Origin of the sequence: Clostridioides sp. ES-S-0190-01, from assembly GCF_020658275.1 — a bacterium.
GTDB lineage: Bacteria > Bacillota > Clostridia > Peptostreptococcales > Peptostreptococcaceae > Clostridioides.
Window position 1 is genome coordinate 61,520 of sequence record NZ_JACVWA010000012.1, and the last position, 16,462, is coordinate 77,981.

A 16,462-nucleotide genomic window follows, 5' to 3' on the forward strand; every position below is an offset into this window, starting at 1 on the left:
TCTTCCTCCTATCCTAGTACTGCTCTTGAAATAACAACCTTGTGTATTTCTGAAGTACCTTCGTAAATTTCTGTTATCTTGGCATCTCTGTACATTCTCTCTAATGGATAATCCTTCATATATCCATATCCTCCATGGATTTGAAGAGCTAGGTTTGTAACCTCTCTTGCAGTACGTGACGCATTGTATTTTGCCATAGCAGCTTCTTTAGTGTGTCTTTCCCCTCTAGCTTTCAAGTCTGCAGCATAATATACTAACAACTTTGCTGATTCCACCATAGTCGCCATATCTGCTATATACCATTGAATACCTTGCAAAGCTGAAATTGGCTTGCCAAACTGAACTCTTTCTTTAGAATATTTGATACTCTCTTCTAAAGCGCCTTCCGCAATTCCTACAGCTTGAGCTCCAACTCCAATTCTTGCTCCATCTAGACAAGTCATAGCTATGTTAAAGCCTTTCCCTTCTTTTCCTAATAAATTAGACTTTGGAACTCTACAATTATCAAATATTAACTCTGCAGTTTCTGAACCATGGATACCCATTTTTTCTTCAATTTTTCCTATTGAAAAACCTGGCGTACCTTTGTCAACGATGATAGCAGACATGCCCTTTATTCCCTTTGATGGCTCTGTCAATGCAAATATTATTAATGATTCTGCTTGACCTCCACCAGAAATAAAACACTTAGTCCCATTTAAGACGTATTCATCAGTTGCTTCATCAATAATTGCAGTTGTTGCAGCTCTTGCAGCATCTGAACCAGCATTAGGCTCAGTTAAAGCAAAGGCACCTACACACCCACCTTCAGCCATCATTGGAAGGTATTTTTTCTTTTGTTCCTCAGTACCAAATTTCAAAATAGCTTGAGCGTATATTGTGTGTATTGATAATATTGCTGCAGATGCTGCACATTTTTTGGCAACCTCAGTAACAACAATTACCTTTTCTATATCTGCTCCACCAGAACCGCCATACTCTACAGGTGTTCCAATACCATTAAATCCTATTTTAGCCATTTTGCTAAAAAGCTCTCTCGGAAAAATACCTGTTCTATCTGTTTCAGCAGCTATTGGTGCTATTTCATTCTCTGCAAATTCTTTTGCTACTCTTTGAAGCATTAGTTGTGCTTCTGTTAATCTAAAATCCATAAAATTTCCTCCTATTCATTAACGTACTTCACATGTTTCTTTATTCATTGCTACAATTCCAGACTCAATTAGAACTTCTATATCAGAATCACTGTATCCAAGCTCTCTCAATATCTCATCTGAATGTTCTCCTATAAGTGGAGCATCACAAGTCATGTTAACTTCAATATTCCCAAACTTAACTGGAGTGGATGCAAGCATTGTCTTATTTCCATTTTTACTTGTATGTTCATATATATAGTTATTAGCAATAGCTTGTTCATCAGTTACCACATCATTAACATGTTGAATTCTCTCATGGGCTATATCCGCAGTAGTAAGCTTTTCAACCATCTCATTTTGAGTAAATTTTGCAAATTCACCATCCAAAATATTAATAAGTTCTGTAGCATTTTTCTTACTTTCTACTGAAGATGCAAATTTCTCTTCTTTTATTAAATCTTCTCTTCCAAATAATCTGCAAAGTGCCTCAAAATATCTTTCATGCTCTAGAATGCTTAAGAATATCCACTTTCCATCCTTACAACGATAAGAGTTTATTACTGGAGAAATGGCATTTTTTCTAGTTTTTGGATACTCATCACTAAACTGTGTAGATGCTAATAAAGATGATGCATTCCATATTGCTTGTCCAAATAAAGATGCCATTACTTTTTGTCCTTTTCCAGTCTTAGCTTGTTGGTATAAAGCTGCACATATACCTCCAGATAAACTGCAAGAAGTTGTGGCATCTCCAAAGGCTATAGGTGGGTTTATTGGACTTGTATCCTTCTCTGCAATATCAAGCATAGCTCCACTTCTTGCCCAAAAAGCAACTGTATCAAAACCTGCATTATCCTTAGCAGGTCCGAAATCACCAAAACCATTTATTTGACCCCAGATAAGATGTGGATGCTTTTTACTTAATGATTCATAGTCAAGACCTAGTCTTTTTAGCGCTCCTGTTCTATAGCTTGAAACAAATACGTTTGCTTCACTTAAAAGCTTATCCATAATTTCAATTCCAGCCTCACTCTTAAGATTTATAGACAAGCCTCTTTTATTTGAATTATATGTGCTGTAAAAAGGATTATTATAATCATCTATTGGCATTGTCATTGTTGCCCCTGTCTTTCTTCCTGGGTCTCCAAAGCTTGGTTCTACCTTAATAACATCAGCACCCCAGTCAGCTAATATTTTAGAAGTACCTGGACCTGCTACAAAATATGTTAAGTCAATGACCTTAACTCCTTCTAATGGTTTATTTAACACTTTCAATTCCTCCTTATACTGTCAACTTGGTATTTTAAATATGGTATTTATGTTATTAAAACATAAAATTTATTATACATACTTTGAAAATTGATTCTACAATATCAAAATATAATTTATACTTTTTATCTTTTCTGTTATGGTAATCCTGGGAACATCGTAAACAGAAGAACTGCTACTACAGTTCCAATAATCGGGGTTAAAACAGTTACCCAGAATATTGGCATATAAGCATCCTTATGTGATTCATTACATAGACCATTTGTTACAGTAACGATATATCCATTATGTGGAAGTGAATCTAATGCTGCTGACGAAATTGCCATAGTTCTAGTTAATGCAGCAGCAGAAACACCCTTAGCTAAAAATACTGGTCCAAGAAGTGGAGCTGCAATTCCAAGTCCACCTGAAGCTGACCCACAGATACCTGCAATAACTGTAGTCCCAACTGCAGCCCCTGCAATAGGAGGTCCAGGAATATTAGTCATAGCATTAACTATGAAGTCAAAACCAACTGCTGATTTTACAACTGAGCCAAATGCAACTACAGCACAAGTATTACATATTGCTACTACTGTAGTTTTACATGCATCACCAACATGTCCAACTATTTTGGTATTATCTTGATATTTATTTAACAATAAATACACTAATAAAGCTCCAATAAATACTCCTACCTCAATTGGTACTATTGCTTTTCCATTAATTTTCACATTGATTATCAAGATTGATACTATTAATGGAATTAATGCAATTAGACCATTAGGACCATTTTTTCTCTTGGAATTAGTTGCTGCTACTTCATCAAATGTATCTGATTCATGTGCTATAAAATGCCCACCATTAGCCTTTTCTTTTGAAACCATTTTGTATAAAATAATGCTTCCAACTATAAACATTACTGCACATGATATAAATCCATTTACTGCTCCAGCCATAATATCTGTTCCTAATGTTGAAGCTGGGACAATATTCTGAATCTGAGGTGCCCCTGGTGCAACCATAGCAAAAGTTGAACATCCAAAAGTCAAGGCTGCTGGTATAAATCGTCGTGGCAAATCAGCTTCTTTAAAAATTTCTAAAGCTATCGGAAACACAGCAAAACTTACAACAAAAACGCTTACTCCCCCATAGGCTAATATTCCACAAGCTATTGGAATAGAAAGTAATGCTTTATCCTTCCCAATCCATCTTACAATCATCTTAGCAATAGATTTTGCTCCTCCAGTAATCTCCATTATTTTTCCCATTAAGGTACCTGTTAGGAAAATAAAGAAATTTGCCTGAAGAAATCCAACAAATCCTGTCATATAATCCACCTTAAGTGCATCATACACATTTAAATTTCCTGTTATAGCAACTAATAATGAACATACAATTGCTATTATAAAAATATTTACGCCCTTCATAACCATTACAACTAGAAGGGATAGGGCTATGATAATCCCTACTAAACTTATAATTACTCCCGTATTCATAAATTAACTCCTTTTAAAATTAAACTATAAAACTATATGTATTTTTTCACGAAATTTAGATTTTAAATATGTTCTATATTTGTTTCAATAATTATAATAGCTACTTATTTTCAAAAATCGGTTTTCTCTTTTCTATAAAGGCATTCATTCCTTCTTGCTTATCTCTTGTAGCAAAAGTTAAACCTGCAATATCTTTCTCTAATTCAAGAGCATTTTTTAAATCCATATCTATCCCCTTATTAATAACAACTTTTGCATATCTTATTGCTATTGGTGCTTTTTCAACTATTTGGTTCATCATATTCATCGACTCTTGTAAAAGCAAATCACTTGGAACCACTTTATTAATAAGACCAATAGATTTAGCTTCTTCTGCATCTACTTGCCTTCCTGTAAAAATTAATTCTTTGGCTATCCCAATTCCAACAAGTCTTGATAATCTTTGAGTTCCACCAAAACATGGAATGACTCCTAAATTAACTTCAGGTTGCCCAAATATAGCCTTTTCTGATGCAATTCTAATGTCACAGCTCATAGCAAGTTCACATCCACCACCTAATGCATATCCATTAACTGCTGCTATTACTGTTTTCTCAAGAGCTTCAATTTTATCGAAAATCCCTTGGGCATAACCTGCATATTTTCTGCCTTCTTCACTTTTATAGTTTTGCATCTGACGTATGTCAGCTCCAGCTACAAAAACTTTACCTTCTCCAGTAATAATAACTCCTAATATTTCATCCTTTTCTGATACTGCATCAATAACTTGAGATAATTCTCTAAGAGTGTCATTGTTAAGAGCATTTAAAGCTTTAGGTCTATTTATAGTAATAACACAGACTTTATCCTTAACTTCCACCTTAAGATTTTTCAAATTGTCCATTACAAATCCCATCATATTCCCCCCATTATTTATTGTTATTTTTTCTACACTTTCTTGTTAATATATAGTAGCAAGTTCTACGCCAACTTATATTTAATTTCTCTATTTTTGTTAAAAAACTGTTTTTTTTGATAAAATAAACAAAATATACATAAATTTCACTGAATTTTTAATAGTTTTTAACTTTAGAATTGATTAGATTGTAATTCACGAAAGAATTTTTATCCAATAAAACCCATAAAACAATATTTTTGTCTCATTTTCGAGAAAATACTTAAAAAACACAGTCTCATTTTTGAGAATGTGGTCTCATTTTTGATATTTTCATTAAAATAGTTTAAGTAACATATCCACAAGTTTATTTGAACTCTAATAAAGAAGCCTTTATTCAACATATAAATAGTTTATTCTCTATTAATTTAAATAGTTAATATTTTAGCTTAGTACATCTATGTACCTGTTCCAATAGTATAAATTTTTTAACGAAAATAGGAAAATCCAAAAAGACTTAGTGTCTAAATAGATTTTCCTATCTTAAATGCTTCTGATAATTTTAGATTTGATTTACAATTTTTAGAAGATAATGAATATTATATTTATACTTTTCCTCTAAAATTAGATAACTCCATTTTCTTTTAAATCATTTATTTTACCACTATCAAAGCCAAGCCAACTTCTATAAATCTCCTCATTATTTTCTCCTAAAGATGGCGCTGGTACATTAATTTGAGCTTTTGTTGTCATCAACTTAACTGGATTTCCATTGACTCTCATATCTCCTATAATAGGATGTTTAATATCTACAATATTTTATAAGATATATTTTTATAGAACAATTTTTATAGACATAAAAACACCTCTGAACCATATTAACATATTATTATGCAAACATGGCTCAGAGGTGTATACATTTCTAAGATATTAGAATATTTATTCTTCCATTTCCCAGTTATGATATATATCTTGAACATCATCATCTTCTTCAAGCATATCAACTAATTTATTCATCATTTTTAAATGAGATTCTTCAGTTAGTACAGTTGTAGTTTGAGGTATCATCTTTACATCAGCAGATATAAATTCATACCCTTTTGCTTTTAATTCATCACGAACACTAGAAAAATCTTCTGGTGTAGTTATTATTTCATAACCATCTTCTTCTGTTATAAAATCTTCAGCACCTGCTTCTAATGCAACATCCATTAATTCTTCCTCTGAAACGCCATCTCCTGCACCAACTAATATTTGTCCTTTGTTATCAAACATAAAAGACACACATCCAGTAGTTCCTAGGTTTCCTCCGTTTTTATCAAAGTAATATCTTACATTACCAGCAGTTCTATTTTTATTGTCAGTTAAAGTCTCTACTATAACAGCAACCCCACCAGGTCCATATCCTTCATAAACTATAGTTTCATAGTCTTCTCCAGCACCTGCACCAGCACCTTTAGCAACAGCTCTATCTATATTATCATTTGGCATATTATCTGCCTTAGCTTTTTCTATAGCTGTTTTTAATGCTGCATTATATTCTGGGTCTGCTCCACCTTCTTTAGCTGCAACGGCTATTGCTCTAGCATGTTTAGTAAATATTTTTGCTCTTTGAGCATCTTGTTTACCTTTTCTATTAATTATATTTCCTATACGTCCCATATTTCCACTCCTTAATACGTACAATTAATTATTCTAATTTTTATCACTTGTAAATTTTATCACAAATCTTGAAAATAGTAAATTAGAACTTAGGAGGTTGTGCAGGCGTTTTTCTCTTGTGTTCACTTATTCTATGAAGTCTTTCTATTATCTCTTGGTCTCTTTGAGGAACTTCATCTAATCTACCTTCTAATACAGCATCTATCATATTGTAAGTAGTTCCCATTTCATTTTCATCTGTTTGTCCTTCCCAAAGACCTGCTGAAGGAGCTTTATTTATTAAATCTTCATGAACACCAAGTTCTTTTGCCCATTCGTATACTTCAGCTTTAGTTAAATTTGCAATTGGTAAAATGTCAACTCCACCATCACCAAACTTAGTAAAGTATCCAGTGTGTATTTCTGCAGCATTATCTGTACCAACAACTAAATACCCTAAGTTATTAGCAATTGTGTAAATAGTACTCATTCTTACTCTTGCTCTTAAATTTGCATCTGTCATTTTTAAATATTCTTCTCTATATAAATGTTTCTCTTTTAAATTTCCTACCACCATGTCTAATATAGCACTTTGTGGTTCTATAAGGTCTAAATCAAGATATTCTATATCACATCCTTCTATAACCTTAAGTGCATCTTCTCTATCTTGAGGATTACTTTTTATGCTCATTATAACTCCCATAGAGTTTTCTGGAAAAGCTTTTTTAATTAAATTGGCAACTACTGCTGAATCAATTCCTCCAGATACACCAACAATTAATCCTTTTGCATTTGCCTCATTAACCTTATTTTTAAGCCATTCTACAGTTTTGTCTATTTGTATTTTTATATTCGACATTGTTATCTCCTCTCAATTTACTACTTTGTTTGAATATATTATACCATATATTAATATGTTGTTTTAACATGTTTTTTTTTATTCAAATTTAAGCAAAAATGAAAGATTATATTTAATATTATTTTATATAAATATAATTTGCCTATTTTGGTAAAACTATTTTAGAAGGTGGTTTTTATGAAAAATACTAATAACTTAAGGAAAAAATATTTTGATTTCAATATAAAAAATACGATAATTGGAGTATTTACAGGATTTATAAACGGAGTATTTGGCTCTGGAGGTGGTACTCTTTTAGTCCCAATATTAAATGATATTGTGAAGGTAGAAGAACATAAATCTCATGCAACAGCTCTTTCTATAATCATTTTCTTGACAACAGCAAGTTCTGTTTTATATGTTTCTAAAGGAACTTACGACATTAACTTAACAATAAAAGTTGCGGCAGGAAGTATTGTTGGTGGTATTATAGGGGCTAAATTACTAAATAAAGTTACTGGAAAGTTTCTTAGGATTTCTTTTGGCTTGATTATGATAATTGCAGCATTAAGGATGGTGTTTTAATGTTATTTGCTTTAATTGGATTTTTTGCAGGAATTATTGGAGGAATGGGAATGGGCGGTGGAACTATTCTTATTCCTGCTCTCGTTTTACTTGCTGGTATAGATACTAAAATAGCACAGAGTGTAAACTTACTTTCCTCCATACCTATGACTTTGATAGCATTAGCTATACATATCAAAAATAAAAACGTAATTTTCAAATTAGTTATTCCAATAGCTGTATTTGGAGTGTTAGGAGCTATATTTGGCTCACTATTAGCTAATTATTTATCGTCTGATATATTGAAGAAAATATTTGGAGTGTTTTTACTTTTAGTTGGTTTATTTGAAGTTAAAAAAGGATTCTGTGCAAAGTCTGATAAAAGCCATTAAATTATTTTAATATAAATTAATGGCTTTTATTTTCTATATAACTATTCTATTTTTATGCTTTTATCTTCTATATTGCTACTCTACTTTTTTACTTTTAGCTTAAATTACAGTAAGATTTTTATAGTAAAATTTCTCCATCCTGTTCAGATAAATAAAATTCTTCTCCTAAAACTATCTTTCCTGTTCCACTTGTTATATCAATCATTTTCTCTGATAGTTTTTCCACATCTTCTAACTTTGAATATACTATTATCTCAACATTATCCTCATATATGGTATCTTTTATAAAGTACCCTAAATTCATCAGTTCATTTTGTACCTTTCCAAGTTGAGTATAATCTATCTTAACTTTAACTTCTTGGTACATTACCTTACTAATTATTTTTCCAGCTTCTAAGCCTAATTTAGCACCTTTTGTATAAGCTCTAACCAGACCACCTGCACCTAATTTTATACCACCAAAATATCTAGTGACAACTACTACTACATCTCTCAAGTCCTCTTTTTTTATGACTTCTAGTGTTGGTATCCCTGCTGTTCCTTGTGGCTCTCCATCATCACTATACCTTTGTATATTCATATTTTGTCCAACTGTATAAGCCCACACATTATGATTTGCATCTTTGTGTTTTTTCTTTATTTCATTTATAAATTCTACTGCTTCTTCTTCACTTTGTATAGGCTTAGCATATCCAATAAAAACAGATTTTTCAATTGTTATTTCATCTGTTCCAAATTCGTGTAATGTCCTATAATTACTCATTATAACTCCTCCTATTTTTGTCATTTGCTAAAATATATCTTTATTTATAAAAATTACTCCAATTAAAATGTAAATAGAATTTTTAGTATTCATTTAGTTAGCATTATAAGATAATTATATAATAAAATCACAAGATTTTTAATTTTTATTTTTAATATAATTTATTGATACATAAATCAATATAATTTATTAAAATACAAATCAGATAAACTATAAAGTATACATTTCTAAAACTTGGAATTAAAAAAGGAAGGGTCTATCCCTTCCTCAAAACTCTATAAATTCACTACTAGTTTGCTGGAACATCGTCGCCCTCTGAAACTAATTTCTTTAATTCTTTAAACTTTTTATAAGATACTTCAACTAAAGCTTGCTCTTTATGATGTGACAACATTTCTAAAGCATCTTTTATCTTGTAAAATCCACCTTCTTGGAATTCAGGAGCAAGTACACATTCAGTATTACAAGCTTCCATAACATACCACATTATCGCATTGCAAACTTCTTGTTGTCTACTTCTTGAGAAAAATTCATACATAGTATCGCCAGCTACATCTATCATTTTAGCGTCTATGCCAGTTTCTACTTTAACTCTTTCAACAGCACTTTCATATGGAAGTCCTCCTCCAAGTATCTTTCCTTTTGGAAGTGTCCATTCACCTCTATCATTTTTTACAATAAGTACTTTATTAGCATAAAACACTACTCCACCTGCACAACGTCTTACTATCATTTGAAACCCCTCCCATTAATTTATTAATTACCTTGTTAAACTCCATAAATAAATCATTAAGTAAACAAATTGCTTTAATAAAAAATTACTTTTTCAAATTTAATAATGCTTCAATGGCTTCATCATAAGCTCTAAGCACGTACTCTTTTTCAAAATTCTTATTCTTATCTTTTAACTGCTGTAAAATCTTTAAACTGTTTTCATCTCCTAATTTTGAAAGAGCTTTTGCACAATATTGTCTAGTTTGTGCATTTTTATCGTAGAGACCTTTTTGTAAGACTTCTCTACTACTTGGTGACTCAATCTTTCTTATTGCTGAATAAGTTATTCTTCTAATATCTGAGTGTCTGTGGTTTGTGAGCTGATGGAGTAACTTCAAAAATCTATCATCTTTTAGCTCACCTGTTGCCCAAATTAAAACAATCAAATCTTCAGCATTTTTCTCTACAAGGATTCTTTTGAAAACCTTTCTCTTAAAGTATACCATTTTTTCGTCATCTAAGCTATCCATAAAATCAAGTCTCTTAATTTTATCTAATTCTAAAAATTTATCTAAAATGTCCTTAGATGCCTCAAAATCATCTTTTTGCATTTCTTTTATCTTCAACTTTGCTTGTATAAGTTGCTCACTTGCTTCAACATTTGAAATGTTTCTAATTTTACTAATTTGAGATACTGTTTTAGATTCTTTGTAAAGAAGATAGGTTATAAAATAATCTTCAAGATTATCTATATTTTCCCAATTTATATCCATATCAAACCTATTTTTCTAATATGTACTCTCTATAGATATTAAAATCTTCTTCATCTAAATTTACATCTAATGTTACACCATTTTCCCCATACTCAAAATTCTCCACATTGTATTTATCTTTTATTCTACTAAATATATCACCTCTTTCATAAGGTAACATCAAACTTACTGAATAAGTATTTTCCATTAAAGCAATTTCTATCATATTTAATAGTTTATCCATATTTATGCCTTGTTTTGCAGATATATACACAATATCTTCTTGACTCTTAGGATATATATCTAACTCTAGCTTATCTACTTTATTGTATACAAGTATATGTTTTTTATCATTTGCACCAAGTTCTTTTAATACACCTTCAGTTGTACTTTTTTGCAATTCATAACTAGTGTTCGTTGTGTCAATTACGTGTAAAATTAAATCTGCATATTGTACTTCTTCTAGTGTAGCCTTAAATGCCTCTACTAAATCATGGGGAAGTTTACTAACAAATCCAACAGTATCTACTACTAAAAATTCTTTCTTGTTTGGCAAAAGAGCTTTTCTTAAAGTTACATCTAAAGTTGCAAAAAGCATATCTTTTACAAAAACTTCTTTTTCTTGTTCATAATCCTTGTGTGTCTTTATTAATTCGTTTAGTAAGGTCGATTTTCCTGCATTTGTATATCCAACAAGTGCTACAATTGGTATATTTGATTTTAAACGCTTAACTCTTTGTGTCTCTCTATTCTTTTTTACCTCTTTAAGTTCACGTCTTATATCCGCTGCTTTATTAAGTATATGTCTTTTATCTACTTCTAACTTTTGTTCACCAGGTCCTCTCGTTCCAATTCCTGCACCAGTTCTACTCATTTCACCACCCATTCCATAAAGTCGTGGTAATCTGTATTTTAATTGTGCTAATTCGACCTGTAATTTACCTTCTTTACTAAGTGCTCTTTGAGCAAATATATCTAAAATTAAGGTAGTTCTATCTATTACTTTTTTTCCAACAACATTTTCAATATTCCTAATTTGAGCGCCAGATAATTCATCATTAAAAATTACTAAAGTAGCATCTAATGATTCACTATATGCTCTTATTTCCTCTACCTTACCTTTTCCTATATAATAAGCTGCATCAACAGCTTGCTTATTTTGAATTAAGCTACCTACAACCTCTGCTCCAGCAGCCTTCGCTAATTCTTTTAGTTCTTCCATGGATTCGTTAGTGTCTATATCATCACTTTTTTTAACTATTGTTGTCAAATTCAGACCTACAAGAAGTGCTCTTTCTTGAATTTCTTTCACTTAATCACCTCATTTTTTGTTATAAAACATAATCTAATTGTATTAAAAACACTTACATTATTTCTCTGTTGACTAATTATACCATTAATAATATGATTAAGAGTACTATATTATCAACTATTAATAAAAATATTGTATAATTATATTATCACCAAAATCTTATATAGTTATAAAAGATTTCATATTTTATTTAAATTAGGAGGAAAATATGGGCGAAAATTATAAATTTTTTAATCACAAAGATTGTGAGTTTTTCCCTTGTCATAAAACTGATAAACCAGAAGAATTTAACTGTTTATTTTGCTATTGTCCTTTATATGCTTTAGGAGAAAATTGTGGAGGAAACTTTAAGTACACAGAGAAAGGCATTAAAGATTGCAGTAGCTGTATACTACCTCATAAAAAAGATAATTATAATTATATTATGGGAAAATTTCAAGACTTAGTTAAAATTACTTGCAAAAAATAATTTTTTATTAAAAATAGCTATGCATAAATATTTTTTGACTCCTTTTCGTCTAAATAATATTACATAGCTATTTTTATTATATAAGTTTTAATTTATATCGCTCTACCTTATATCTTTCTACTTTTAAATAATTTACATAATTTATACATTGCAAAAATCAACATGCTTACTGCAAAAATCAATATTAAAATCATCATTCCAGCATGAAAGAAAAATTCTTCTGGAAGCATATTTATAACTGGGTCTAAATCAGGATTAAATATCCAATAATCATTTCTAAATAATAATTTATGAAAAATAATAAATGATTTTTCAAAATTCAACAAAATAGGAAGTGCCAACACTACTGGCATTATTATCAATGTCATTGATATAGTTTTTAGTAGTTTTATATTTTTATTTTTTATACTTAATATAATTCCCACCAAAGAAATTATCATTAATAACTTAGCTAATTTATTGATATTTTGAAATATATTTCTCACTTCTTCAAAATGTATTTTCCCTTCTGGAGAAGATTCTAATGTTGGTAACTTAAACTCAGATACATCCTTGCTTAGGTTGTAATCTATTAAGTAATCATAATTTAATTTTATATCATCTTTAGATAAACCAGATAACTCTGATATGTTTAAATAATCAATATCAAAATAATAAAGTTGCTTAAATCCAACAGTAAAATTAATAGCACCTACTATTACAACCACACTTATACACACTGAAAAAATTATATTTAGAAACTTTTTCATGAAATCCCCCCAGTAACAAATTAATTACCTAAACGATTTTAGTAGTGAAATCTTCTATATTCCATACATCATCGACAATTTCTGAATAGAATTCTGGCTCATGGCATACTAAAAGAACTGTACCTTTAAATTCTTTTATAGCTTTCTTTAATTCGTCTTTTGCATCTACATCTAAGTGGTTTGTAGGCTCGTCTAATACTAAGAAGTTTATATTTTTTAGCATAACTTTACAAAGTCTAACCTTGGCAGCTTCGCCTCCACTTAATACTCTCATTTGACTAGTTATATGCTCATTAGTAAGTCCGCATTTTGCAAGGACTTGTCTAACTTCAAAATTCGTAAGACCAGGGAATTCACTCCAGACTTCATCCATAGGTGTATTATTATTTTCTCTTGAACTCTCTTGTTCAAAATATCCAACTTCTAAATAATCTCCCAATCTAACATTTCCACCAAATGGTTTTATTATTCCAAGTAATGTCTTTAATAATGTAGATTTACCAATACCATTCATCCCTTTTAAAGCAACCTTCTTTCCTCTTTCTAAATGGAAGTTAAGTGGTTTTGTTAACGCTTCATCATAACCTAAAACTAAGTCTTCTGTTTCAAAGATTATCTTGCTTGCTGCTCTGGCATCTTTAAAAGAAAAAGTAGGTTTTATCTTTTCCTTTGGTCTTTCTAGTATTTCCATCTTATCTAGTTGTTTTTGTCTACTATTAGCCATTCCTCTTGTTGCAACTCTAGCTTTATTTCTGGCTACAAAATCTTCTAACCTTTTTCTTTCTTCAACTTGTTTATCATAAGCTTGCTCTTCTTGACGTTTCTTTATATCATTCAGTCTTACAAACTCATCATAATTACCTTTATATCTATTTAACTCGCCATTTTCCATATGATATATTACATTACAAGTATTATTTATAAAGTCAATATCATGTGATACTAGAACAAAACTGTTTTCATATTCCTGAAGATATCTAGTAAGCCATGTTATATGTTCCTCATCTAAATAGTTTGTAGGCTCATCCAGTATAAGAATAGTTGGATTTTCAAGTAAAAGTTTAGTCAGAAGTACTTTTGTTCTTTGACCTCCACTTAAATCAGTTACATCCTTATCAAGACCAATCTCTCCAAGACCAAGACCATTTGCAACTTCTTGTATCTTTGCATCTATCATATAAAAACCACTATTTTCAAGTATAGTTTGTATTTCTGCTGTTTCTTCAAGAAGCTTACTCATCTCATCATCACTAGCTTCTCCCATCTTGTCATACATAGCAATCATTTCTTGCTCTAAATCAAACATATGCTTAAAAGCTTCTCTAAGCACTTCTCTTATACTTTTACCTTTACTTAATACTGTATGTTGGTCTAAGTAACCTACTGTAGCTCTTGAAGACCATTTTATATTTCCAGCATCAGGCATAAGCTTTTTCGTTATTATATTTAAAAAACTCGATTTTCCTTCTCCATTAGCGCCAACTAGTGCAATATGTTCACCTTTTCTAAGTCTAAAGGATACATTTTCTAATATTGTTCTTGCTCCAAATCCGTGGCTTACGTTTTCTACTACTAGCATTCTAACACCTCTCAAAAAAATTTTACACATTCTATACTATAATATATTCTTTTTAAACTTAAATCAAGTATTACCAATATTTTTAGTTATATTTACAATAATTTAACTGAGAATAAACTTTATAGCTGTATTATGTAAAATAAAAATAGATACTTTCATCAATGATAGAACTTCTTTATCGACTAAAAAATACATGCATGCTATAATTTCTTTGTAGCCTGTTTAATCTTGAAATTATAAAATGGTTTCTGATTGATTCTCAAATAAACAAAATTTCTGATGAACATTAATATAAGTTTTTGACACAATGCAAATCATTTGATATTTATAGACACAATTATTAGAATAGAATAAAACCAATTTACGTTTGCTTGCCTTAGGCGATAAGTGGTGCTACAGGTTATTTATCTAAACGGAGGTGAAAAATAGTTATTAAACAGAAAAAATATTTCATTATTATTTATATTATTTATGCATTGCCAATTCCATTTTCTCTAATAACATGGATTGGAACTATCATTTCTGTTGCTGATTTAGGAATGGTAAACTGGAAGATTTTCAGTGAGATTATACAATCTGTGATTGCTTTAATTACTATGCTACTTGCTGGTTTATATCCTATCTCATATATTATTTCATTAATCAAAACTCGTGATAGTAAAAAGTTTTCTTTATTTAGTTTTCTTCCTATAATACACATAATTCTTTTTGTTGTTTTCTTCTTTTTTTGGTCTTTTCTTAATAAAGTATATCAGCTTTAAATTCTTCCTAAATATTATCTAACTTTACAAAATTATATAGTTAGGGTTTATTATGAAAATATAGTCATATATGTAAATGTCTATTTTTCCATTTAATGTAGGTTTGTAGTCTCTTATACAAACAGGTATGTAGCCTTGTAATTTGCTTTTTCACTATTATTTGAATAAAAAATAGAGATAAAAATTAGGAAAATAGTACCATCCCAATTTTTTTCTCTATTTATGTTTTATTTAAAATATTCATCTAATCCATCCGCTACACATTGCATCATTTTTCTTTGATATTCTGGATTTGACATCATTTGGTCTTCATTATAGTTGCTCATAAATCCCATCTCTACTAATACAGCTGGCACTTTTGACCAGTTAAATCCAGTCAAATCTCCTCTTTGAACAATTCCATTTATCTGTATCCCAGCTTGTTCCATGTTTGTTTTGATGAATTCTGCACATCTATTACTATCTTCATATATAGGAGCTGTATATTTTCCATCCTTCTCAGGAACTAATATAGATGCACCAGTCTTTGAAGAATTATTTAAACTATCTGCATGTATTCTTACAACCATATCTGCTTTTTTCTCATTAGCAAGTATTGCTCTTTCTGAGTTACTTATATTTACATCATGTGTTTCTCTAGTCATTATTACATTGTAACCTTTAGACTCTAATATATTTTTTAAAACTACAGATGCTTCAAGATTTAAAACATACTCTGCTTTCTTTGTAGCTATACCTTCTGTTCCTGAAGATACTCTTGCTTTTTGAGATGAAGAACCTGGAGCTACTGGTTCTAAATTACTATCCCCTTTTCCTTGATGCCCTGGGTCTATACAAATTAAAAACTTTTTATTTTTTTGAGTTTCTGTTTTATTATCTGATTTATTATCCTCTGACTTATTATCATTTTTGCTTTTTGAATTTGATTTATTTTCATCTTTATCTTTATCTTTTATATTTTTATTTTCATCTTTATCTGTTTTTTCATTTTTAGTAGTGCCTGAATTAATTAAATTTGTTGTCTTGTAAAAATTGGTAACTGGATTTGATGTACCTATAATTATAATTCCCATGGCAATTATACAAGTAACTAACAATCTATATTTTTTCATCTTTTGCTCCTTTCAATGATAGACAGCTATTATCTATTTTAAATTTATATGAATATGTATCT

18 protein-coding genes are annotated in these 16,462 nt (G+C 30.1%); 3 read left to right on the plus strand and 15 right to left on the minus strand.

Features of this window, described 5'->3' with window-relative positions:
* Positions 1-8: 8 nt before the first annotated feature.
* From acrC to nadE, 7 genes are all read right to left on the minus strand, one after another.
* Positions 9-1,151, minus strand: coding sequence for an acryloyl-CoA reductase (gene acrC / locus IC214_RS01915; protein WP_227433374.1), 1,143 nt, complete (start codon positions 1,149-1,151; stop codon positions 9-11).
* Positions 1,152-1,169: 18 nt separating this feature from the next.
* A complete protein-coding gene (locus tag IC214_RS01920; protein ID WP_227482977.1) occupies positions 1,170-2,402 on the minus strand; it encodes a CaiB/BaiF CoA transferase family protein in 1,233 nt (410 codons plus the stop codon).
* 137 nt (positions 2,403-2,539) lie between these two features.
* Entirely contained in the window at positions 2,540-3,880 is a 1,341-nt protein-coding gene (locus IC214_RS01925; protein WP_227433376.1) for a GntP family permease, read from the minus strand.
* Between the two features lie 100 nt (positions 3,881-3,980).
* The gene (locus IC214_RS01930) at positions 3,981-4,775 is read right to left on the minus strand and encodes an enoyl-CoA hydratase-related protein (protein ID WP_227866161.1); all 795 of its coding nucleotides are present in this window, start codon (positions 4,773-4,775) and stop codon (positions 3,981-3,983) included.
* A 603-nt stretch (positions 4,776-5,378) separates the two neighbouring features.
* Positions 5,379-5,537, minus strand: coding sequence for a hypothetical protein (locus tag IC214_RS01935; RefSeq protein WP_227433378.1), 159 nt, complete (start codon positions 5,535-5,537; stop codon positions 5,379-5,381).
* 156 nt (positions 5,538-5,693) lie between these two features.
* Complete coding sequence (locus IC214_RS01940; protein WP_227433379.1) at positions 5,694-6,416, minus strand: YebC/PmpR family DNA-binding transcriptional regulator; 723 nt, start codon at positions 6,414-6,416, stop codon at positions 5,694-5,696.
* Positions 6,417-6,498: 82 nt separating this feature from the next.
* The gene (gene nadE, locus IC214_RS01945) at positions 6,499-7,254 is read right to left on the minus strand and encodes an NAD(+) synthase (RefSeq protein WP_227433380.1); all 756 of its coding nucleotides are present in this window, start codon (positions 7,252-7,254) and stop codon (positions 6,499-6,501) included.
* Between the two features lie 177 nt (positions 7,255-7,431).
* Here nadE and IC214_RS01950 point away from each other — a divergent pair, with 177 nt between their 5' ends.
* Both IC214_RS01950 and IC214_RS01955 read left to right on the plus strand, forming a co-directional pair.
* Positions 7,432-7,818 carry a sulfite exporter TauE/SafE family protein gene (locus IC214_RS01950; protein ID WP_227433381.1) on the plus strand — a complete coding sequence of 129 codons (387 nt, stop codon included), beginning with the start codon at positions 7,432-7,434 and terminating at the stop codon, positions 7,816-7,818.
* Positions 7,818-8,189 (plus strand): sulfite exporter TauE/SafE family protein, encoded by a 372-nt coding sequence (locus IC214_RS01955; protein WP_227433382.1) that lies wholly within the window; start codon positions 7,818-7,820, stop codon positions 8,187-8,189. Before IC214_RS01950 ends, IC214_RS01955 begins: the two co-directional genes overlap by 1 nt.
* 118 nt (positions 8,190-8,307) lie before the next feature.
* On the opposite strand, the gene IC214_RS01960 is transcribed toward IC214_RS01955, so the two are convergent.
* The 4 genes from IC214_RS01960 to hflX all read right to left on the minus strand — a co-directional run bounded on the left by IC214_RS01960 (position 8,308) and on the right by hflX (position 11,730).
* Positions 8,308-8,952 (minus strand): YigZ family protein, encoded by a 645-nt coding sequence (locus tag IC214_RS01960; RefSeq protein WP_227482980.1) that lies wholly within the window; start codon positions 8,950-8,952, stop codon positions 8,308-8,310.
* 289 nt (positions 8,953-9,241) lie between these two features.
* On the minus strand, positions 9,242-9,685 hold the full coding sequence (locus tag IC214_RS01965) for an NUDIX domain-containing protein (protein ID WP_227433384.1): 444 nt from the start codon (positions 9,683-9,685) through the stop codon (positions 9,242-9,244).
* Between the two features lie 85 nt (positions 9,686-9,770).
* Entirely contained in the window at positions 9,771-10,439 is a 669-nt protein-coding gene (locus IC214_RS01970) for a HEAT repeat domain-containing protein (RefSeq protein WP_227433385.1), read from the minus strand.
* A gap of 7 nt (positions 10,440-10,446) precedes the next feature.
* Positions 10,447-11,730 carry a GTPase HflX gene (gene hflX, locus IC214_RS01975; RefSeq protein ID WP_227482981.1) on the minus strand — a complete coding sequence of 428 codons (1,284 nt, stop codon included), beginning with the start codon at positions 11,728-11,730 and terminating at the stop codon, positions 10,447-10,449.
* Between the two features lie 208 nt (positions 11,731-11,938).
* Between hflX and IC214_RS01980 the strand changes: the two genes are divergently transcribed.
* Entirely contained in the window at positions 11,939-12,199 is a 261-nt protein-coding gene (locus IC214_RS01980) for a cysteine-rich small domain-containing protein (RefSeq protein WP_227433387.1), read from the plus strand.
* Positions 12,200-12,306: 107 nt separating this feature from the next.
* On the opposite strand, the gene IC214_RS01985 is transcribed toward IC214_RS01980, so the two are convergent.
* From IC214_RS01985 to IC214_RS02000, 4 genes are all read right to left on the minus strand, one after another.
* Positions 12,307-12,948, minus strand: a complete 642-nt coding sequence (locus IC214_RS01985) for a TIGR01906 family membrane protein (RefSeq protein WP_227433388.1) — start codon at positions 12,946-12,948, stop codon at positions 12,307-12,309.
* A 28-nt stretch (positions 12,949-12,976) separates the two neighbouring features.
* Positions 12,977-14,527 carry an ABC-F family ATP-binding cassette domain-containing protein gene (locus IC214_RS01990; protein ID WP_227433389.1) on the minus strand — a complete coding sequence of 517 codons (1,551 nt, stop codon included), beginning with the start codon at positions 14,525-14,527 and terminating at the stop codon, positions 12,977-12,979.
* A gap of 469 nt (positions 14,528-14,996) precedes the next feature.
* Positions 14,997-15,227 carry a hypothetical protein gene (locus IC214_RS01995; protein WP_227845551.1) on the minus strand — a complete coding sequence of 77 codons (231 nt, stop codon included), beginning with the start codon at positions 15,225-15,227 and terminating at the stop codon, positions 14,997-14,999.
* A 288-nt stretch (positions 15,228-15,515) separates the two neighbouring features.
* Complete coding sequence (locus tag IC214_RS02000) at positions 15,516-16,400, minus strand: N-acetylmuramoyl-L-alanine amidase family protein (RefSeq protein WP_227433391.1); 885 nt, start codon at positions 16,398-16,400, stop codon at positions 15,516-15,518.
* Positions 16,401-16,462: the final 62 nt, after the last annotated feature.

What these genes read in the sequence shown, in the direction of transcription:
- IC214_RS01980 (WP_227433387.1), top strand. Translation starts at nt 11,939, where the DNA reads ATGGGCGAAAATTATAAATTTTTTAATCACAAAGATTGTGAGTTTTTC.
- IC214_RS01960 (WP_227482980.1), bottom strand. Translation starts at nt 8,952, where the DNA reads ATGAGTAATTATAGGACATTACACGAATTTGGAACAGATGAAATAACA.
- IC214_RS01940 (WP_227433379.1), bottom strand. Translation starts at nt 6,416, where the DNA reads ATGGGACGTATAGGAAATATAATTAATAGAAAAGGTAAACAAGATGCT.
- IC214_RS01985 (WP_227433388.1), bottom strand. Translation starts at nt 12,948, where the DNA reads ATGAAAAAGTTTCTAAATATAATTTTTTCAGTGTGTATAAGTGTGGTT.
- IC214_RS01950 (WP_227433381.1), top strand. Translation starts at nt 7,432, where the DNA reads ATGAAAAATACTAATAACTTAAGGAAAAAATATTTTGATTTCAATATA.
- IC214_RS01955 (WP_227433382.1), top strand. Translation starts at nt 7,818, where the DNA reads ATGTTATTTGCTTTAATTGGATTTTTTGCAGGAATTATTGGAGGAATG.
- acrC (WP_227433374.1), bottom strand. Translation starts at nt 1,151, where the DNA reads ATGGATTTTAGATTAACAGAAGCACAACTAATGCTTCAAAGAGTAGCA.
- IC214_RS01995 (WP_227845551.1), bottom strand. Translation starts at nt 15,227, where the DNA reads ATGTGTATTATAGGAAGAAAACTAAATAAAGAAAACTTTTTACTATCA.
- IC214_RS01925 (WP_227433376.1), bottom strand. Translation starts at nt 3,880, where the DNA reads ATGAATACGGGAGTAATTATAAGTTTAGTAGGGATTATCATAGCCCTA.
- nadE (WP_227433380.1), bottom strand. Translation starts at nt 7,254, where the DNA reads ATGTCGAATATAAAAATACAAATAGACAAAACTGTAGAATGGCTTAAA.
- IC214_RS01970 (WP_227433385.1), bottom strand. Translation starts at nt 10,439, where the DNA reads ATGGATATAAATTGGGAAAATATAGATAATCTTGAAGATTATTTTATA.
- IC214_RS01935 (WP_227433378.1), bottom strand. Translation starts at nt 5,537, where the DNA reads ATGAGAGTCAATGGAAATCCAGTTAAGTTGATGACAACAAAAGCTCAA.
- IC214_RS01930 (WP_227866161.1), bottom strand. Translation starts at nt 4,775, where the DNA reads ATGGGATTTGTAATGGACAATTTGAAAAATCTTAAGGTGGAAGTTAAG.
- IC214_RS01965 (WP_227433384.1), bottom strand. Translation starts at nt 9,685, where the DNA reads ATGATAGTAAGACGTTGTGCAGGTGGAGTAGTGTTTTATGCTAATAAA.
- IC214_RS02000 (WP_227433391.1), bottom strand. Translation starts at nt 16,400, where the DNA reads ATGAAAAAATATAGATTGTTAGTTACTTGTATAATTGCCATGGGAATT.
- IC214_RS01990 (WP_227433389.1), bottom strand. Translation starts at nt 14,527, where the DNA reads ATGCTAGTAGTAGAAAACGTAAGCCACGGATTTGGAGCAAGAACAATA.